At 52.3% G+C, this 19,903-nt stretch carries 21 protein-coding genes and 1 riboswitch; of the genes, 12 read left to right on the top strand and 9 right to left on the bottom strand.

Annotated features, from left to right (window positions below; genetic code table 11):
* Positions 1-72: 72 nt before the first annotated feature.
* Entirely contained in the window at positions 73-939 is an 867-nt protein-coding gene (locus tag QU597_RS02000) for an ABC transporter ATP-binding protein (RefSeq protein ID WP_310831136.1), read from the top strand.
* 136 nt (positions 940-1,075) lie between these two features.
* Here the strand turns inward: QU597_RS02000 and QU597_RS01995 are convergent, their stop codons facing one another.
* The 8 genes from QU597_RS01995 to QU597_RS01960 form a co-directional block, all read right to left on the bottom strand.
* Entirely contained in the window at positions 1,076-1,678 is a 603-nt protein-coding gene (locus tag QU597_RS01995) for a response regulator transcription factor (RefSeq protein WP_310831134.1), read from the bottom strand.
* Positions 1,675-2,829, bottom strand: coding sequence for a sensor histidine kinase (locus QU597_RS01990; protein WP_310831133.1), 1,155 nt, complete (start codon positions 2,827-2,829; stop codon positions 1,675-1,677). The genes QU597_RS01995 and QU597_RS01990 overlap by 4 nt, the downstream gene beginning before the upstream one ends.
* Positions 2,830-2,835: 6 nt before the next feature.
* Positions 2,836-3,573, bottom strand: a complete 738-nt coding sequence (locus QU597_RS01985; RefSeq protein ID WP_310833207.1) for an ABC transporter permease — start codon at positions 3,571-3,573, stop codon at positions 2,836-2,838.
* 2 nt (positions 3,574-3,575) lie between these two features.
* Positions 3,576-4,487 carry an ABC transporter ATP-binding protein gene (locus tag QU597_RS01980; protein WP_310831132.1) on the bottom strand — a complete coding sequence of 304 codons (912 nt, stop codon included), beginning with the start codon at positions 4,485-4,487 and terminating at the stop codon, positions 3,576-3,578.
* Positions 4,488-4,840: 353 nt separating this feature from the next.
* Positions 4,841-5,620, bottom strand: a complete 780-nt coding sequence (nfsA, locus tag QU597_RS01975; RefSeq protein ID WP_310831131.1) for an oxygen-insensitive NADPH nitroreductase — start codon at positions 5,618-5,620, stop codon at positions 4,841-4,843.
* Positions 5,621-5,649: 29 nt separating this feature from the next.
* On the bottom strand, positions 5,650-8,103 hold the full coding sequence (locus QU597_RS01970; RefSeq protein ID WP_310831130.1) for a heavy metal translocating P-type ATPase: 2,454 nt from the start codon (positions 8,101-8,103) through the stop codon (positions 5,650-5,652).
* Positions 8,104-8,219: 116 nt separating this feature from the next.
* Positions 8,220-8,420 carry a copper ion binding protein gene (locus QU597_RS01965; protein ID WP_310831129.1) on the bottom strand — a complete coding sequence of 67 codons (201 nt, stop codon included), beginning with the start codon at positions 8,418-8,420 and terminating at the stop codon, positions 8,220-8,222.
* A 48-nt stretch (positions 8,421-8,468) separates the two neighbouring features.
* On the bottom strand, positions 8,469-8,810 hold the full coding sequence (locus tag QU597_RS01960) for a metal-sensitive transcriptional regulator (RefSeq protein WP_310831128.1): 342 nt from the start codon (positions 8,808-8,810) through the stop codon (positions 8,469-8,471).
* Positions 8,811-8,988: 178 nt separating this feature from the next.
* Between QU597_RS01960 and QU597_RS01955 the strand changes: the two genes are divergently transcribed.
* From QU597_RS01955 to QU597_RS01905, 11 genes are all read left to right on the top strand, one after another.
* The gene (locus tag QU597_RS01955) at positions 8,989-9,576 is read left to right on the top strand and encodes a DUF5317 domain-containing protein (RefSeq protein ID WP_310831127.1); all 588 of its coding nucleotides are present in this window, start codon (positions 8,989-8,991) and stop codon (positions 9,574-9,576) included.
* Between the two features lie 274 nt (positions 9,577-9,850).
* Positions 9,851-11,689 carry a bifunctional diguanylate cyclase/phosphohydrolase gene (locus QU597_RS01950; protein ID WP_310831126.1) on the top strand — a complete coding sequence of 613 codons (1,839 nt, stop codon included), beginning with the start codon at positions 9,851-9,853 and terminating at the stop codon, positions 11,687-11,689.
* Between the two features lie 201 nt (positions 11,690-11,890).
* Entirely contained in the window at positions 11,891-13,411 is a 1,521-nt protein-coding gene (locus QU597_RS01945) for an MDR family MFS transporter (RefSeq protein ID WP_310831125.1), read from the top strand.
* Positions 13,412-13,417: 6 nt separating this feature from the next.
* Positions 13,418-13,978, top strand: coding sequence for a PadR family transcriptional regulator (locus QU597_RS01940; protein ID WP_310831124.1), 561 nt, complete (start codon positions 13,418-13,420; stop codon positions 13,976-13,978).
* Positions 13,979-14,079: 101 nt separating this feature from the next.
* Positions 14,080-14,310 carry a YczO family protein gene (locus QU597_RS01935; RefSeq protein WP_310831123.1) on the top strand — a complete coding sequence of 77 codons (231 nt, stop codon included), beginning with the start codon at positions 14,080-14,082 and terminating at the stop codon, positions 14,308-14,310.
* 53 nt (positions 14,311-14,363) lie between these two features.
* Complete coding sequence (locus QU597_RS01930) at positions 14,364-15,341, top strand: aldo/keto reductase (RefSeq protein WP_370656227.1); 978 nt, start codon at positions 14,364-14,366, stop codon at positions 15,339-15,341.
* 354 nt (positions 15,342-15,695) lie between these two features.
* A complete protein-coding gene (locus QU597_RS01925) occupies positions 15,696-16,964 on the top strand; it encodes a prolipoprotein diacylglyceryl transferase (protein WP_310831122.1) in 1,269 nt (422 codons plus the stop codon).
* Positions 16,964-17,551: a signal peptidase I SipW gene (gene sipW, locus QU597_RS01920; protein WP_310831121.1), complete on the top strand. Its 588-nt coding sequence runs from the start codon at positions 16,964-16,966 to the stop codon at positions 17,549-17,551. The genes QU597_RS01925 and sipW overlap by 1 nt, the downstream gene beginning before the upstream one ends.
* A gap of 91 nt (positions 17,552-17,642) precedes the next feature.
* Positions 17,643-18,239 carry a TasA family protein gene (locus tag QU597_RS01915; RefSeq protein WP_310831120.1) on the top strand — a complete coding sequence of 199 codons (597 nt, stop codon included), beginning with the start codon at positions 17,643-17,645 and terminating at the stop codon, positions 18,237-18,239.
* Positions 18,240-18,286: 47 nt separating this feature from the next.
* Positions 18,287-18,877, top strand: a complete 591-nt coding sequence (locus tag QU597_RS01910; RefSeq protein WP_310831119.1) for a TasA family protein — start codon at positions 18,287-18,289, stop codon at positions 18,875-18,877.
* A 175-nt stretch (positions 18,878-19,052) separates the two neighbouring features.
* Positions 19,053-19,382, top strand: coding sequence for a helix-turn-helix domain-containing protein (locus tag QU597_RS01905; RefSeq protein ID WP_054943240.1), 330 nt, complete (start codon positions 19,053-19,055; stop codon positions 19,380-19,382).
* A 90-nt stretch (positions 19,383-19,472) separates the two neighbouring features.
* On the opposite strand, the gene QU597_RS01900 is transcribed toward QU597_RS01905, so the two are convergent.
* Positions 19,473-19,619, bottom strand: a complete 147-nt coding sequence (locus QU597_RS01900) for an anti-repressor SinI family protein (RefSeq protein ID WP_082452084.1) — start codon at positions 19,617-19,619, stop codon at positions 19,473-19,475.
* 33 nt (positions 19,620-19,652) lie between these two features.
* Positions 19,653-19,738: riboswitch (cyclic di-GMP riboswitch) on the bottom strand.
* Positions 19,739-19,903 lie beyond the last annotated feature (165 nt).

The raw sequence follows: 19,903 nt of genomic DNA, 5'->3' as shown, positions 1-19,903 counted from the left end.
TAATAAAACCCGCCGCAGTCCATAAGCACAGCCTGTACACTACAGAATTTACCCGGAAAGGAGGCATACCACATGTCTCACCGAATAGATGCCGGAATAACAAAGGCAGGGGCCGCAAGTCCCTCGGATCCCGCAAGTCCGGCAGACCGCACTGCCGTCCAGAAGCTGCCGCCCGCCCTTGAGGTCAGCGGCATCTCCAAGACGTTCACCCGGGGCCGCAGCAGGACCCGGGTGCTGGACAATGTGTCCCTGACGGTGGAGCCGCAGGAATTCGTCTCCATCCTTGGACCATCCGGCTGCGGCAAAAGCACCCTGTTCCACATTATCGGCGGTCTTGAGTCGCCGGATGCCGGAACCGTCAGCATGAACGGCCGCAGCGTGACTGGACAGCGCGGCGAGATCAGCTACATGCCGCAGCAGCCCGCACTGTTCCCTTGGCGCAGCACCCTGGACAACGTCCTGCTCGCCGGGGAACTGAAGGGCGAGCCGCAGGCTGCAGCGCGGGACAACGCCCGCCGCTGGCTGGCCAAGGTTGGCCTCAGCGGCTTCGAGAAGGCCTACCCGCACATGCTGTCAGGCGGCATGCAGCAGCGGGCCGCCTTCCTGCGGGCGCTGCTCGCACCGCAGGAGCTGATGCTGCTCGACGAGCCGTTCAGCGCACTGGATGCGCTGACGCGCAGCGACATGCAGCGCTGGCTGCTGGAGCTGTGGGAGGAGAACCGCCGCTCTGTGCTGTTCATCACCCACAACATCGAAGAAGCACTGCTGCTCTCCAGCCGCATCTACGTGTTCTCCGGGCGTCCCGGCTCGGTACTGCATACCGTGGATATCCCCTTTCCGCGGCCGCGGCGCGAGGAGATTACCGATTCACCGGAATTCCTGCAGCTGAAGCGCCAGCTGGCGCAGTGGATGCGGGAGGAGCAGGCAAAGGACAGGTAGTAGTCCGGCTGCACACAGCCTGCATGATCATCCCGCCGCAATAGCCCTTATGCACAAAAGCACTGCCGTCCAATTTAACCTGACGGCAGTGCTTTTTTATGTAAATCAATCTGTCCCTGGAATGGCCAAATAACTATTAGATCCAGCCCTTCTCCTCCGCCAGCCTCACCGCTTCGATCCGGCTTTTGACCTCCAGCTTGCTGAGAATCTCCGAGATGTAGTTGCGCACAGTGCCATAGGAAAGATGCAGCCCGCTGGCAATGTCGCCCGCAGACTGGCCTTTGCCCGCGAGCTTCAGAATTTCGCGTTCCCGCTCCGACAGCGGGTTCTCCTCCCGCAGGCTGCCGAAGACCAGCTCAGGTGAAACTTCGCGATGCCCCTGCATAACCCGGCGGATCGCGTCAGCCAGCTTGTCTACCGGCTCATCCTTCAGCAGATACCCCTGAATCCCGGCCTTCACGCCCCGCTCGAAATACCCCGGCCGCGCAAAGGTGGTCAAAATAATAATTTTGGTGGGAATTCCTCTTTCCCGCAGAAGCTCCGCTACCTCAAGTCCGCTCATTAGCGGCATTTCAATATCCATGAGACAGACTTCGGGCTGGATTTTTTCGATTAAGGCAAGCGCCTCAGCGCCGTCGCCAGCCTCGCCCGCAACTTCAATATCATCCTCCAGCTCCAAGAGCGAGGCCATTGCGCCGCGAAGGAGGCGCTGATCCTCGGCAATAACGATCCGTATCATGCAGTTACCCCTTCCTTTCCTTCTTTCACGATTCTCGGGATTACCACGGACAACGAGGTACCTCTGGTGCCGCCTGGGCTAAGCGTCAAAGAACCGTCAATCAGCGACAGCCGCTCTGCCATCCCTTTTAGTCCGTTGCCCGCGAGGTAGGCTCCGCCAGCTTCACCGGTCTGACGCAGGCCGATCCCATTGTCTTCAATGGTAATCCTTACGTTGCCTTCTGTAATTCCAATAATGATCCTGCACCGGTCGGCTCCGCTGTGTTTCACAATATTCGTCACCGCTTCCTTGATACAGAGGCTCAGAATATTCTGCGTCAGGTCAGATATCCCCTCCAGTGATACATCGCCTTCTACTTCAAGAGCAATTTCTGCCGAACGCAGCATCTCCCCGGCTTCCGCCAGCTCTTCCGCTACAGATACGGCACGCATCTCAGACACCAGCTCCCGCACCTGGCGCAGCGCGGCGCGGGAGGTACGCTGAATTTCCCGCGCCTCCGCCTGCGCACGTTCAGGGTCCTTCGCAGCCAGCTTTTCGACGAGCTGGCTCTTCAGCGTAATCAGTGACAGGGTATGGCCCATCGTATCATGCAGATCACGGGCAATCCGCATCCGTTCCTCGCGTTTTACCATTTCCTTGATCACCTCGTTCGCCTGGTCCAGCTTTCGTTCCAGCAGCCGGTTGCTGGTCAGAGAACGGGCGCCGAAGGGAAAGACCAGCATAATCAGCAGAAACGGGAACAGAAACACCAGACTGCTCAGCTCCATGCTCCGCATAGAGAGGAGCAGCGGTAACAGAACAGACAGGGCGAACACGGTGTAGGCACGCCTGAATAATGTCTTATCTGTATACCAGCCGATAAAGTTCGCGGCATAAAAGCCGAGATAAAAATTATAAGGGGTGTAGAATACGCTCAGCACGACGACGAGCAACAATTGAAGCCCCAGCCATAGATGAAAGGCTCTCCCGCTGCCTGCCCAGTACAACTGGCGGTAAGTAACGGCGAAGAGGACCAGCATGAGAACCCCGAGCAGCAGCTTCACTCCGTGCTCCGTCTGCAGGTTAAACGCCGGCATCAGCAGATAGAGCAGCCATACATACGGGAAAAAACCGAATCGTTGGGGAAACATATGAAACTGTTTTCGTGCCATCGTGGATTACACCGCTTCCTGTTTTTTTCGGATATATCCAGATAGTAGCATAAACATTGCCAGATAGCCGAGCAAAATCAGCACCCCGCTCCACTGCGGATGGCCTCCCTGCACCACTCTCCACGCCCCGTCCCCGTAGTTGTAGGAGGGCAGCCATCTGCCGATCCGCTGAACCGCCTGCGGCAGAATATCCAGCGGCATCCACATCCCGCCTAACAGCGCTAGCGCCATATATAAGACATTGCTGACACCGCTGGCTGTATCGACCCGCTTCATGAATCCGATCAACGTCCCCAAAGCCATAAACGGCAGTGCACCGGCTACAATCCAAAGGCCGCTAAGCAGCCACTCCGCCGGACTTAGCGACACTCCATTCATCAAGTAACCTGCCGCAAAAATACAAAGAACCGAAAAGAGGTGCATGATCGTCTGCCCGAACATTTTGCCGAAGAAATAAACAGAGGACGGCAGCGGTGTGATCCGGATGAAGGTATTCCAGCCCTGGGTGCGTTCCTGAACCAGCCGGATGCCGAGTGTCATAATGGATGAACCCATCACGCTGAACGCCGACATGGACATCAGGTAGTGCGCCTGCCACTGCCCGGCATCCTCTGCTCCTGTATTCACCACTTTGGTGAAGATAAAGTAGAACATAATCGGCATGATCAGGGACCAGAACACATAATAGGGATTGCGCAGAATCCGCAGCAGCTCCGCCTTACATTGGTTCATCAGTAATTTCATCTTCATGGCTGTACCGCCTCCGGTTCCAAGGTTAATTGTTCAAAAGCTGCATCGAGCCTTCCCTGATCTATCCGCACATCCTTCACAGCAAATCCGCCGGTAAAAATAACTCTGAGCGCTTCATCCGTATTGTCAGTTGTCACATGAATCCGGCCGTCCCGATCGCTGATTCCCTTAATCACCGCCAGTTGCTCAAGCTGTCTTCTCAGCTCGCCGGCATCTCCCGCCGGCAGAAAAGACAACGAGCGCTGCACCAGCCGCGATTTAATCTCCTCGGGGCTTCCGTCTGCGACCAGCGCCCCCCTGCTGAACAGCAGAATCCGGTCGGCAATATCCTCAGCCTCCTGCAGATAGTGCGTGGTGAACAGAATGGTCTTACCTTGCGCGGCCAGTCCGCGCACCGTCTCCCAGAACCGCCGCCGTGCCGTCGTGTCCAGCCCTACCGTCGGCTCATCCAGAAACAGCAGATCAGGATTTCCTGCTAGTGCCAAGGCAAAGCCAAGGCTGCGCTTCTGCCCGCCTGACAGCTTCTCGGCATACCGTTTCAGATCAGCCGCTTCGAGCCCTGTGGCTGCATACAGCGCTTCCTCCGCCAGCGGCTGCGGATAGTAGCTGCGGATCAGCGAAATAATCTCATGTACCTTGAGCCGGTCCATGACGCTTACCTCCTGCAGCATCGCTCCGCTTCTCTCCCGGACCGCGCCATGTTTGGGCGGTAAGCCGAATACACGGACCCGTCCCTCCGTAGGTTCGGTCAAACCCAGCAGCATCGACAGCATCGTGGTTTTACCCGCCCCATTGGGCCCAAGAATTGCCGTAACCGAGCCCTTGCCGATGGTGAAGCTGATGCCGTCCACTGCTCTTTTGCCGTGAAATACTTTACTGACCTGCTCCATCTCAATTACATATTCCATATCCGATCCCCCCGTGTCCTTAATCTTCATACCCCAATGATATATGGAGCGGCGATCTGACATTAGTAAGGACTGTCATTTCTTCAAACTGACAGTTGTCACCTCCGGTAGGAAAAAGGCGTTTCCCGGGAATCAACGGGATTTTTACCTCTGTTCCCGCGGAAATCGGGTGCTTATCCGGAATCTACGGGATTTTTACCTTTGTTCCCGCGGAAATCGGGCGTTTCCCGGGGATTGGCCACCATACAGCACAAAAAAGCATGGCTTCCGGTTCCGGATATGCCATGCTTGCCTGTGCTGTTTATAATTCCCTCTAATATATGCTCTTCCAATAAGGATTTCCCGGAGACTACTTACCGCTTCATAAATCCCTTATCCTGCAGAAATTCCTTCATATGCAGCCGGGCAGGCTCGGCCAGCCGCTTCGCCATCATCGCCGACCAGGGGATATCACTCTGCCCGCCGGTCCGCGCCAGCATATACTGGCTGGATACCTTGTCATACAGCTTGACCTGTTCCTTGGTCTGCTCCTTGTCATAGCCGTTATGGTGCAGCACAGCCGCCAGCGGCAGCCGAGGACGCAGGCCGGACGCTCCGGCGGGAGTTCCCAGGCACATGCCGAATACAGGATAGACCAGCTCCGGGAGGCCCAGCAGCTCGGACACTGCTGCGCTGTTATTGCGGATACCGCCGATATAGACAATCCCGAGGCCCAGTGATTCAGCAGCAATGGCCGCGTTCTGTGCGGCAAGGGCAACGTCAACAGTGGCCACGATCAGATTCTCCGTGGTGTCCTCGTAAGAAGGGGTATCTCCCAGATGGGGCCCCGCTGTTTCGTGCAGCCGATACAGATCGGCGCACCAGACCAGAAACACCGGACACTGCTCAATATAAGCCTGGTTGCCGGAATAACCGGAGAGCTTAGCCTTTAGGCCGGGATTGGTAACCGCAATGACGCTATAGGCCTGAACATTGCTTGAGGTGGAAGCCATCTGTGCCGCTCCGATAATAGCAGCCAGTTGTTCCTCGCTTACGGGTGTGTCCAGGAACTGGCGGACGGATGCATGCTTCATTAATAGAGAGAGTGTGTCATTACTGACACTCCCCCCGGTGAATTGTTGCTCTTCACTCATGATTATCGCTCCTTAAGTACGGCCTCTGGCTACAGCTTTACCCGCTGCAGCCGCAGCGCGTTGAGTACTACCGATACGGAGCTGAATGCCATCGCAGCCCCGGCAAGCCATGGAGCCAGAAAGCCCAGCGCAGCAATCGGTATCCCAATTGTATTGTAAGCCAGTGCCCAGAACAAATTCTGCTTAATATTGGCCATGGTTCTGCGGCTCATCAGAATCGCATCGGGAATGCTCATCAGATCCCCACGCATCAGGGTAATATCCGCCGCTTCCATGGCCACATCGGTTCCGGTGCCGATAGCCATCCCGGTATCCGCCGTGGCCAGCGCCGGCGCATCATTGATGCCGTCACCGACCATCGCCACCTTGCGGCCGCCGCTCTGCAGGCGGCGGATTTCAGCTGCCTTGCCTTCGGGCAGCACCTCAGCCAGCACGGTGCGTATACCCGCCTGCTTGGCAATCGCTTCGGCGGTCAGTTTGTTGTCCCCGGTGATCATCACCACTTCAATACCCATTTCATGCAGTCTTGCGACAGCCGCCTTCGAGGTCTCCTTGATCGTATCGGCCACCGCCACGATTCCCGCGATGTCTCCATCCACCGATACCAGCATCGCGGTTTTTCCCTCCTGCTCCAGCAGCTTCATTAGAGGTGTCCATTGTTCGGTCTCCATACCGCTGTCCTCCATCATCCGGCGCGTTCCGACCTGCACCGCCATCCCGCCAACCACCGCAGAGATTCCTCTGCCAGGCACGGCCTGAAACTGCTCAGCTGCCGGCAGGTCAAGGCTCCGCCCGGCAGCACCGGCTACGATGGCATCCGCCAGCGGATGCTCCGACAGCTTCTCGGCTGCCGCCGTAATGGAGAGCAGGCGGTTCTCAGCCAGCACTTTGCCGTGCGCCGGGATTCCGGTGGTGGTAATAATATCTGTGAGCACCGGTTTGCCGCTGGTCACGGTTCCTGTCTTATCCAGCACGACGGTTTGGATACCCTGCGCAGCTTCCAGATGCTCGCCGCCTTTGAACAGAATCCCGAATTCGGCTGCGCGGCCGGACCCTGCCATAATTGAAGTCGGGGTCGCCAGTCCCAAAGCACAAGGGCAAGCGATAACGAGCACTGCAATAGCCTTTTCCAGCGCATCAGAGAATTGGCCTGGCGCTCCCCATATATACCAGATGACAAACGTCAGCACCGCAATGACGACAACAATCGGCACAAAAATACCCGAGATGACATCGGCAATTCGCTGAATCGGTGCTTTGGAGCCCTGTGCTTCCTCCACTACCCGGATAATCTGGGCCAGTGCGGTATCACGCCCTACCTTGTGGGCCTCAATCTTCAGCATGCCGTTCTTGTTCACAGTGGCCCCGATCACCGTATCCCCCGGCTTTTTCTCCACGGGAATACTCTCGCCTGTCAGCATAGATTCATCAACCGAGGAGAGTCCCTCTATAACCTCACCGTCGACTGGGATCTTGGTTCCCGGCTTCACCAGCACAATATCCCCGGGGATCACCTCTTCTACAGAGATGCTCATCTCAGCCCCGCCCCGGACAACAAGTGCAGTCTTGGCCTGCAGACCCATTAAGCTTCTGATTGCATCAGAGGAACGTCCCTTCGCCAAGGCCTCGAACCATTTGCCTACCAGAATCAGTGTAATCAGAATCGCGCTGGTCTCATAATACATATCTACCGTATGGCTCATCCCGCTCATCCGGAGAGAGTCTATCGTTAAGTACAAGCTGTAAAAATACGCCGCCGAGGTTCCCAGCACCACCAGCACGTCCATGTTGGCACTGCCGTTCTTCAGCGCTTTATAGGCGCTCACATAGAACTGCCAGCCGATAATGAACTGCACCGGAGTAGCAAGTGCAAGCTGAAACCAGGGATACATCAGCAGCTCCGGCGCCGGAATCCAAGAAGTGAAGGAGAAATGGCCGACCATTGCCCATAGCAGCGGAAAGGACAGAACAGCCGAGATAATCCACTTATTGCGCTTGCGTACAATTTCCTGGCCCCGCTGGTCGGCTGTCTCTTTGCGGTCCTGTTTCAATGATGCCTTGTAGCCGATGCTGCTGACCTTCTCCATAATATCTGCGGTGCTGATATTGCCGGGAGTATACTCCACATGAGCTGTCTCCAGCGCCAGATTCACGTTCACCGCCGCAATGCCGGGCATCCGTCCGAGCACTTTCTCGATCCGGGCCGAGCAGGCCGCACAAGTCATGCCTGTGATATCAAAATCCGCCGATTCCTTAAGCGTATCATAGCCAAGTGAGCGGATTTTCTCTTCAATTTGCGGCAGACCTGCAACCGAAGGGTCAAAGCCCACCGTCGCCTGCTCCAGTGCAAGATTTACATTGGCCCGCGATACCCCCTCCATGCGCGACAGCCCTTTCTCAATCCGGGCCGCGCAAGCGGAGCAGGTCATGCCTGTAATCTGCAGGGTCGCCTGCTGCTGGCCGGATTCTGACGTCTTTTCCATAGTCTTAGCACCTCCAGGTACCCCCAAGGGGTATAATAATGTGAAAAAGAAAAGGCGTGGACGCCACCGGATCACATAAAGATCCCGGCTCCAAGCCTTTAATGCCGGACACCGGCTTACACTACGTCGTATCCCTGATCTTCAATAGCAGCTTTAATATCGTTCAGGCTTACGTTGTTCTCATCGTACTCGACCGCTACCTTCTTGGCCTGCAGGTCAACTTTAGCAGCAGCACCCAGGCCGCTTACGGCTTTCTCTACAGCACTGACACAGTGTCCGCAGGACATTCCTTCTACAGTTAATATTGCATTTGACATGGTAAACCCTCCTATAAAATGTAGTGGTGGCTGTTAACCTCTATTGCCCTATTTCATGAGCTTGTTGACCGTAATCAGCAGCTCGTCGATAACCTCATGCTCTCCGGCTTCAATCCGCTCGATGATGCAGCTTCTCATATGCCCTTCCAGCAGCAGCTTTCCGACTCCGCCGAGCGCAGCCTGTACTGCCGCAAGCTGATTCAGTACATCATCACAATAAGTATCCCGTTCGATCATGCCTTTAATACCGCGAATCTGACCCTCTATCCGGTTCAGACGGGTAGCAAGTCCATTCTTAAATTCCGCCGAATGATGACTCTTCCGTTCACCGGGAGTATGACAGCCGCTGTCGCATGATTCAGGAGATTGCTTATCTTCGTTCGGTGCCATTATAATTACCTCCTCATATCCTGGCTGCAAATTTATCTTAATATACCCCCAAGGGGTATGTCAAGAAAATTTTGTCTGCACAAAAAAAGGATTTATAGCGAAGAACAGCGAATCAAGGTTCATAAGAGCAACCATTATTTACATATTTTTAAATCTTGAACAGAGGCGGGTAAGTGTAATGGTGTACGATGGCATCATCTTCGGACTGATAGTAGGGTTCTTCCGGGGCGGATTAAGACACGGCCTCGTTCAGTTCAGCAACATCCGGCTCAAAGCAGGCTGGATCTTCCCCCTGCTGCTGGTATTCCAATTTTTGATGTATGATATTCAGGAGCGGTCGTCCACTGTAGCCGCAGCCAGCGGGTATATTTATATCGCTGTGTATGTGGTGGGGCTGATTTTTTTATGGTTAAACCGGCACAACAAAGGATTCTGGCTGATCTTGACGGGCGTATTCCTCAATTTTCTGGTTATGCTTGTCAACGGGGGGAGAATGCCGGTATCTTATGAGGCAGCGTCTGTACTGGATCCGGTTTACCTGCAGATGTTAAAAAGCGGCGATGCTGTCACCAAGCACTTTCTGCTTGATGCTTCAACCCGTTTGCCTTTTCTGGGCGACATCATCCCCCTATCCAGCCCTTATCCGCGGACGCAGGCCATCAGTATTGGCGATGTTGTAATGAATCTCGGGATTTTTCTATACCTCCTGAATATTATGACACCTGCCGCAGTTGACCTGAAATCGCAGCCCAAAGTGCAGGGATAAGCCGCTAACTAAATAAAAAGGAGGGACTCCCATGAAAAAGAAACTGGAAGGCATCAAATATTCCCGTCTTGCGATCAATGCTATTATCGTAGCTTCCGTAATTATCGCTCTTACATCAGGTTTCAAGATCGGCGGAAACTAATATTCTACACATCAAAATAGGCGGGCATCCCGCCTATTTCTTTTCTTTACATTACAATACAGCTATTCATTTATTCCTAAAAGCTTTATTATGTAAAAAGGAATATTCTGATAAATGTAAAGAGGGGTCATCATGTCTAAACTCAAATCTCTTGCTGCAACATTGGATTCAGGCCACATGTATGCACTGTCCATATGCCTGATTGGTATGAGTCTCTTTTCTTATACCAACCGTTTTGAGTTTATCCATTACGAAACATCTACCTGGGTATGGATCTATGCAATGACTGGCGCCTGCCTTATTCTCAACTTTTTCATGATACAGCTCCCGCCGGAAGGCAACGAGCTATCGATGGACTCTTCGGTATATTTAGCCTGCATTTTCACATTTGGGACAGGCTTTTCACTGACCGTACTACTAATGAATTGTTTGTTCTTTGCCATCATTGACCGCAATACGAGCTGGTGGAAGCATCTTACCAACTTCTCCATATACTGCATTATGATTACTGTATCAGCCGCTTTGTTCCAATACCTCGGAGGAAATCCTGGTGCACTGGTTAACACTAAGTTATTCACCTATCTCATTGTATTGACAGTTTATTTCGCTGCTAATACCCTGCTGGTCGGCTTGTACTATTATATTTTATACAGAGGTACTCTTTTCGAGACGATCAAAGATATTATCAAGGATTCAGTGTTTGTCTTTCTGTGCACTTTAGCGCTTTCCCTGGTATTGACCGTGCTGGTCTATCATAATCAGATCCTCGGCTTGATGCTCTTTATGTGCCTTTCTGTGCTGCTCTCCCAATCTTTCAAGAAACTGTTCGCCATGTACCGCAGCATTGAAGACCGGGCTAATACGGACCAGCGAACCGGACTATATAATCACAGCTACTTTGAGGAAGTATTGGAGCAGGAAATTCAGAAATCAAGGTCCTCCGGTGCGCCGTTGTCGCTTGCGATGATTGACCTTGACGACTTCAAGAAATATAACGATCATTTCGGCCATCTTCAAGGGGACAAGCTGATCTCCTTCGTCGGAGAAATGCTCAAAACCGAGTCCCAGAAATCAGGAACTGTTGCCGCACGATACGGAGGCGAAGAGTTCACCCTGCTGATGCCCGGATATGACAGCCTGCAAGCCCGGGATTATATTGACCAGCTGCGCAAAAAACTCAACAACAGCAGCTTCGACGGCGTTGAAATTTTCCCGCTCGGCTGTCTCGCATTTTCAGCCGGCATTGCGGCCTGCAGCCTCGACATCCATGATAAATCACAGCTTGTCGATCAAGCCGATCAGGCCCTCTATTATTCCAAACGCCAAGGGAAAAATACTGTGCATACCTACGGGATGCATTCACCGCTGGAGCAGGAGCTTGATTTCAGCCAGGATGTGCGCGATATCGAGCAGCAGCTGAATTTGTTCATGTATAAGGACATGGAGACCTTCCGCCATTCCAAACGCGTCTTCCGTTATGCTATGGATATCAGCGAACTGCTGGACATCGACTCCATTTCCAAAAGGAATTTCACCCTGGGTGCGCTTATCCATGATATCGGCAAGCTAGAGATCCCCTGGAACATCCTTAACAAGAAAGACAAGCTTGCACCTGAGGAATGGGAAATGGTCAAATGGCATGTCACCTGGGGCAAAAAAATGGCGCTTACCAATGATAAATTCAAGGAACTCGCTCCCTATATCGAGCTCCATCATGAACGTTACGACGGCAAAGGGTATCCCTACGGCTTCAAGGGCGAAGAAATCCCCCGTCTCTGCCGGATGCTGACCATTATCGACTCCTTTGATGCGATGACTACCGAAAGGCCATACCAGCCGACCAAGTCCTTTGAAGAAGCGATTATTGAGCTGCGGGCCTGTGCTGGAAGCCAGTTTGATCCGGAGCTCACCGAATTTTTCATTGAATACATCGAAACCCGGGAGCACCGCACCGGAGATACTGCAGTATAAAGCATCGCCGACTCCGGCGGTGCTCTTTTTTTGCCCCGGCCCGATCCACTCTTTCTCTTTCCAGTTCCCTTCCGCATACAACCTAGGGATTAAGCCTATACTCACTACTAAAATACCTTAAAAATAATGATTGCTACCCTATTCAAATTTGAATATAATAAAAACTGTTTCGAGAAACAACGGAAAAGGAGCCTGCTACGCATGCATACTAAAGAAAGCAATCTTAAACTCGTAGTTGTCGGCCTGCTGCTTGGTATTCTAATGTCCGCTATGGACAATACCATTGTAGCTTCAGCTATGGGCACCATTGTATCCGAGCTTGGCGGACTCGACAAAATCGTTTGGGTCACCTCCGCTTATATGGTCATGGTTATGGCCGGGACACCAATCTTCGGTAAACTGTCCGATATGTACGGACGCAAACGGTTCTTCATTTTTGGCCTTATTGTCTTCCTGGCGGGTTCCGCCCTGTGCGGAACGGCAACCAGCATTACACAGCTCAGCATCTACCGGGCCATCCAGGGCATAGGCGGCGGGGCACTGATGCCGATTGCCTTCACCATTGTCTTCGATATCTATCCGCCGCAAAAAAGAGGCAAGCTGACCGGTCTCTTCGGCGCCGTCTTCGGTATTTCGAGCGTCATCGGCCCGCTTCTCGGTGCGTATATCACCGACTACTTAAGCTGGCAGTGGGTATTCTATATCAACCTGCCCATCGGCATTGTGGCCTTTGTTCTGATTACAATGTTCTATAAAGAATCCGTCTCTCATGCCAAACAGCGCATTGACTGGGGCGGAGCCTTTACGCTAGTCGGCTCCATTATCTGCCTGATGTTCGCACTGGAGCTGGGCGGCAATCAATATGCCTGGGATTCCGCGGCTATCCTCGGCTTATTTGCCGGCTTTGCGGTCCTGCTGATTGCTTTCATCTTCATCGAGCGATACGCTTCCGAACCGGTCATCTCCTTCGCCATGTTCGGTAAACGCCTTTTCGCAACGAGCAGTGTAATCGGCTTGTTCTACGGCTCGACCTTTATCGTGGCAACTGTATATATCCCTATCTTTGTACAGGGTGTATACGGCGGTTCGGCTACCAATTCAGGGCTGATTCTGATGCCGATGATGATCGGGACCGTCCTCGGAAGCCAAACCGGAGGACTGCTCACCACCAAAACCAGCTTCCGCAATATTATGATTCTGTCGGCAGTCTGCTTCCTGGCAGGCGTCTTCTGCTTAAGCACCCTGTCACCTGACACTTCCAGGCTGATGCTAAATATCTTCATGGCGCTGACCGGATTTGGTGTGGGCTTCTCCTTCTCCGTGCTCAGCATGTCCTCCATTCATCATTTTGATATGCGCCAGCGCGGATCAGCTACTTCCACCAGCACCTTCATGCGCTCGCTCGGCATGACGCTTGGAATTACGATCTTCGGAATTATCCAGCGCAACGGCTTTACGAACAGTCTTAGTGATGCCTTTGGCGGCAGCGCAGAGGCCGCTTCGTTTGGCGATTCGCGCGCAGCTCTGACGCCGGAGGCAAGAGCCAACATTCCGGCTGCCGTACTGGATAAGATTACAGGGGCACTATCCGATTCCATCTCTCATACCTTTATGTGGGCGCTGATTCCTGCGGTGCTGGGAGTAGTCTTTGTATTCCTGATGCCGAAAGACCGCCTTACAGTTCAGCCCAAGGCTGCTCAGCCCTCCACTGAACGCGGGTAACGGGCCATGTCCATGAAACTGGTGATCCTCGGTCTGCTTCAGGAGAAGGATATGCATCCTTATGAGATCACACTCATTATGAAGGAACGGATGTATGATCAGATGATGAAGCTGCAGATGGGCTCCCTCTACTATGCTGTCGACAAGCTGGCTGCAGATGATTATATTGAAGCTGTAGAGACGATCCGCAGCAATGACCGGCCGGACAAGACGATTTACCGGATTACCGATAAGGGTAAGGCCTTGTTCGAGCAGCTTATTCTGCAGCAGATTAAGAAAGTCGATCTGGTCTTTCATCCCCTCTATATGGCCCTGGCCCTCTCACGCTATATCAATCAGGATAAAGTCGAGAAGGTACTGGAGGAACGGATCCGGGAGATTGAACATCAGGTCAACTATGCCTACCAGGTGTACGAAGACCATATTTCTGTCGTCCCCCGTTCGGCGCTTCATCTGATGTACGGCAGATATGAGCACAGTCTTACTGAACTGAATTGGCTGAAACGTCTCTACCAGGATGTTGCGGCACGCAAATTGAACGACTTCGGAACCCCGCTGTCGTTATAGGCAAGGAATAGAAGAGGCCCTCAGGGCCTCTTTGCTGTTTAACAGCAGCCTATTACGTGTATTAACGAACAAAACTGCAAAATGAGAGCGAGGGAACAAGCATGAACGAAAACAAGCAGCCGCACGAGGAAAAAAAGCTGCAGGGAGACAAGCGCAACCATCCGGAGCAATACCCGACAGACAAGCCCAGCCTGTTCGACATGCATGAAAGCGAGCAGAACGTCGATCCGATTCCGATAGAGGATTTAACGCTGGAAAAGCAGGAGGAGAAGGATAAAGAGGGCACAAAGCACCGTTCCTCCAGCGACAAAAAATACCACACCGGCTTCTAAAGGTGTACAATATTCCCTGATTCTTCAATTCCATTGTGACGGAGGGATACTTCTTGCTGAGAACGCTGCCACTTAACAAACGCGGGATTCCTGCCAGCCGCATAGCCTTAGGATGTATGGGGCTGGGCGGAGGCTGGGACCATGAACCAATTACAGCTGAGAATATCAAACAGGGACATGAAGCCGTTGAAGCTGCTCTGTCGATCGGCATCAATTTTTTTGATCATGCCGATATTTATACCCGCGGTAAGGCGGAGAAGGTATTCGGGCAGATTTTTAAAGACCGGCCGGGACTGCGTGAGGAGATCATTATACAATCCAAATGCGGCATCAAGCTGATTGAACCGGGGGAGACCACTAATACGTTCGATATTTCCAGAGAGCATATTCTAAAGAGTGTCGACGGAACCTTATCCCGCCTCGGGACAGACTATATTGATATCCTGCTGCTGCACCGTCCTGATCCGCTGATGGACCCCGAAGAAGTAGCCGAAGCTTTGCATCAGCTCAAAGCTGCAGGAAAAGTGCGCCACTTCGGGGTCTCCAATATGAGCGCTGCTCAGATCAGGCTGCTCCAGCATTACTGTGACGAACCCTTTATCGTCAACCAGCTGCATATGAGTCTGGCCAAGATCAGCTGGCTTGATGCCATGGTCAGCGTGAACCGCGAGCCTTGGAAGGATATTACCTTTCCGGAGGGAACCATAGAATACTGCCGCATGGAGAACATCCAGCTGCAGGCCTGGGGGCCGCTGGCGCAAGGAGGCTTCAGCGGGCGTTCACTCGAAGGCCAGCCGGAGAATGTCGTGAATACGGCCGCGCTGGTCAAGGAGCTCGCCCGGCAGAAGAATACAACGCCTGAGGCCATCGTCCTGTCCTGGCTGATGACCCATCCGGCGGCCATTCAGCCAGTCATCGGAACGGTGAATCCGCAGCGGATTGCCGCCTGCGCAGGTGCGGACAAGCTGGAGCTGACCCGCAAGGAATGGTATGACCTGTATGTAAGCTCACGCGGAGAAAAGCTTCCCTAACCGGCCGGCCGAACACACAACTCTCCTACGCTTGAAACAAATCCGGACATATAGAATAATCTATCGAAACAAAGCAGCGGTTCTCCAGGTATTGGAGGACCGCTGCTTTGCGTTATTGGCGATCTGCGAGGTGCGAATCATTGTTCTTTATAAAGAATATTTTGCGTAAAACAGCGATACTAGCAGTAATACAAAGATAACACTTCATTATTGTACGTTATTAAGAACTTTTAAGCTTAATTCACATTTTTCTTTTGCCCGGAAGACGGTGTATGATTTCCTTATCAAATTGTTCTTAATAAAGAACGAATATAACGAATGAATGATTGTAAAGCCATGAGAGGGGGCTAGCCTTTGTACCCCAGATCCGCCAGACGGCGTAAAAAAAAACCAAGTAAAACCGGGCTTCGTATTCTGCAATCCGGTGTGGCTGTATCCGTTCTTGTCCTGTACACCTCCGGTCAGATCGGCAGCACCTACGGAGAGTACAATACCTCGCTGCAGCAAACCAGCAGCATAGAGCTCTGTTCCGTCTTCCCGGGACAGATTGAACAGCTGCTCTCGGAGCTGTCCGGGCACATCCACAGAATCATCGAGCTTAAGTCTTCTCTTGCCAGCCACAGCACGGCCGGAGAGTTCACAGGTCCCGCGGACCTCTCAGCACTGTCTCAGGATGAGCTGGATCAGGCTGAAGAGCTTGTAGCAGCACAGATTTCCTCTGCCAATTCCGCCATTGCGGCAATAGATGCACAGCTCAACACCAACTTCGGGATCTGGCAGCAGATTTTGCAGGAGGCCAGCAATGCGGCAGCTATTCTGCATCAGGCCTGGGGTTATATGCTCCAACTTGAACCCAATTGTCTGGAAATCCGTGATGCACAGATCTTCGGGCAAATGCAACAGGATTCAGCCCAAAGCGGAGTATTGTCCGAACCGCTCAAGGATACTTACAACCAAATTATGGACTATCTGAACTCCATTCATACAGCCGGCAGTGCGCTGCCGCCAGGCAATCCTGACCGCGGATTCCTCGGGCAGGAACACTCCCGCTTTTCCGGCGGCAGCGGGCTGCTTGACTTCGTGGCCAAAGCATATGAAGCACAGCCTGATGTTTCTGCCGAATTGCAGGCGGCCTATGAGCAGCTGAATGCTGATCTGACCTCTACCCGGAGCAGCCTGTCCTCGGCAGTAAGCAGTCTGCACAATCAGCAGCTGGAAATCACAGATGCCAAGGCAAAGCTTCAGGAAGAAGCATTGGCGGAAAAAGCTGACGACGGCAAGCAGGACGATAAAGATCCTGCTGATGACAAGACCCCGGTTGTTGAAGCGGGAGAAGGACACCCAGAGATAACCGTCCCTGCGGTGCCGGACAACGGCAAGCCGGCAGAAGATAAGCCTGTAGAGGATAAGCCGGCGCCGGACAACAGCGCCGCTCCAGACGCGGCCATCCCAGACACTGCCGCCCCAGACGCCCCTGCTTCCGGCGCGGATACACCCGATCCATCTCCAACACCGGCAGCAGTGCCTGTTCAGGACATAACCGAAAATGACAATACCGTACCGGAACTTCCCGCAGCTTCTCCCGTTCCGGTCACAGAACCCAGTAAAGGCGGCGATGAATAATGCGTATTAAAAAAATAGTCAGTACAGCACTGACCCTGCTGATGTCCCTTGTTTTCCTGCTTGTGGTGGTTGCCGTAGTGATCTCCAAAGCTTCCGGCGGCGAACCGGCTTTCTTCGGCTATCAGATCAAAACCGTCTTATCCGGCTCCATGGAACCCGGCATCCATACCGGCTCCATCGTTGCTATCAAGCCTGGCGGCGATATGACCCGCTTCCAAAAGGGCGACGTCATCACATTTATGAATCCTGAGAATATTCTGATCACCCACCGGGTTATCGACGCCACTGTAAACACTGCCACGGGTGAGGCCACCTACACAACCAAAGGCGATAACAATGATGCTGCGGATTCGGCTGCGGTCAGCTCAACGAATGTCGTAGGGCAATATACCGGAGTAACGGTTCCTTATGTGGGGTACGCGATGAATTTCGCGGTTTCGAAGGCAGGCAGTGTCATGCTGATGATCATACCGGGTCTCCTGCTGCTGCTCTATGCACTCTATACCTCCTGGAAGGCCGTTTCCGCACTTGAAAAGAAAAGCGCCGCAGCCGCGCCGGCAGGCCCCGAAACCATGCCGCTTCAATAACTGATTGTTATCTCCCGTTTACGAAACGCGGAGTCACAATAATTAAAGGTACACCTGTTGCCAAAAAGATCTATGAGAGAGGGATGAACAAATGAATATTAAAAAAACACTGGGTCTCGGCGTTGCTTCCGCAGCGCTTGGCCTGACACTTGTCGGCGGAGGCACTTTCGCTTACTTTAGCGATTCCGCCCAGAGCACAGCTGCATTTAACAACGGAACTCTTAGCCTCACCTCTGACCCTGCTGTCATTGTTGATCTCAGCAATCTGAAGCCTGGCGATCTGATCACCAGAGATTTCAAACTGAAAAATGACGGCTCCCTCGACATTCCCAAGGTCTTGCTGAAGACTTCATCCGCAGTGACGGACACGAACAACAACAACGGCAGCCATAATCTGAAGGATGATATTATCGTTACTTTCCTGAATAACAACGACAAAAAACAGCCGGAGGTTCTTATCATTTCGCTCGCCGATCTGGAGAGCCAGAGCCCGGATCTCGTAGCCAGAAAAATACTGGGTACGCTGCTTGGAGGGGAAAAATCAGGCATTAAAGCGGGTACCGAGGATAAGCTCACCGTTCAATTTGCCTTCAAAGAAAACTTCCAGCCGCAAAACTATTACCAAGGCGATAAGCTGAAGCTTACCTGGAACTTCGAAGCCAGCCAGGGAGCCGGCGAATTCAAGTAAACCCTGCTATTCAATAATAAAAACATAACCGAGGAGGAATTTATATTATGGGTATCAAAAAAACACTGGGTCTGGGTATTGCATCGGCGGCACTGGGATTGTCTTTAATCGGAGGAGGAACGTTCGCTTACTTCAGCGATACTGCGCAGAGCACAGCTACCTTCGCAGCAGGAACACTGGATCTGAATACCAGCCCGTCGGAAATCGTTAACCTCAGCAACCTCAAGCCTGGTGACATCGCCGTCCGTAACTTCACTCTGCAAAACAGCGGCTCACTCGATATCAAGGAGCTGAAACTGGCTAGCGCTTACACGGTAACCGATGCCGGTACGAATAACGCGGGACAGGATCTGGGTGACCATTTCAAAGTCAAACTTCTCAAGGATACTTATGTCAGCGGCGACATCACCAATTTTGTCATCGGGGAAATCTCCCTGAAGGATCTGAAAAATACGGCTAACTATGATTTGATCAGCACCGGCGCTCTGCCTGGCGGTATCACAGCCGGACAATCCAAGGTCTTCAAGGTAGCCTTCGTCTTTGTAGACAACGGTCAGGATCAGAACGTATTCCAGGGAGATAAACTGGACCTTACCTGGACCTTCAATGCTAAACAAGGTTTAGGAGAACTTAAATAGTCGAGGTAAGCTTACCAAAAAGGCATATCCTTCCCTAACCCGGGCTGGATATGCCTTTTTTATAGACGGGACCTCAGCTGATGACGATCAAACAATGATTTTTGTCCGCTATGAGAAAATTTGCTATACTGATAACAAAAAGTAACGGAGGGGCGTTTTAATCGTGCCAGATAATATGGGAAGTCGTATCCACCATCTCCGTTTGGAAAAGGGTTTGTCTTTATCTGAGCTGGCGGACAAGGCTGACGTGGCGAAATCATACCTAAGCAATGTGGAAAGAAATATTCAATCCAACCCCTCTATCCAATTCATCGAAAAGATCGCCGATGCGCTTCAGGTATCTATTCATGCACTGCTGTATGGCGAACCCCTGGAATCACAGGAGGCTTCACTCGACGGAGAATGGTTCCGGCTCGTACAGGAAGCTATGGCTTCAGGGATAAGTAAACGGGAATTCAAGGAATTTCTGGATTATCAGAAATGGCGGCTGGAGCAGAAGGATTAAGTGACGCTCCCCTTCCCGGCCATACAGAAAAGGGCACAGCATCTCTTTCGCTGTGCCCTTTTCTGTATGTATCGTCCGGTCAGCCCCATCTCACATTACCTGCAACGTTTTTTCACTTAAAAACTGGCGGATCTCATCCACCTTGAGGCCGGCCTTCTTAGCCGACATCATCAAATATACCCATTCTAAATCCAGATCAACTGCCTGCAGTTCCCCATCATTCCCCTGGTTGGACATATCCAAGAAATCTCCTCCTAAGATTTTGCGTCCCCAGGCAGTCCGGCCGTCGTAGTATTTCTACATTAGACCCGAGACTTTGTGTCCCTGCCTTTCGGCGAGGTTTACCCTTTACTGGATCCTTCACATGAAAGGATCTGGCTAGAATTCATGAAACCGTTATCCGCAATAACATTATATAATGCCTTGCTCAAAAAATGTGTCGCTTTGTGGAAATTTTAAATGAAAAGAATTTGAAAAAAGCAGCTTGAATTTGTAATAATTTGTGTAACTCAAATAGGCAT

It is taken from the genome of Paenibacillus pedocola (assembly GCF_031599675.1).
GTDB classification, from domain to species: domain Bacteria; phylum Bacillota; class Bacilli; order Paenibacillales; family Paenibacillaceae; genus Paenibacillus_AQ; species Paenibacillus_AQ pedocola.
The sequence above is the reverse complement of the archived record's forward strand: the minus strand, read 5'-3'. Positions and strand labels throughout refer to the sequence as shown.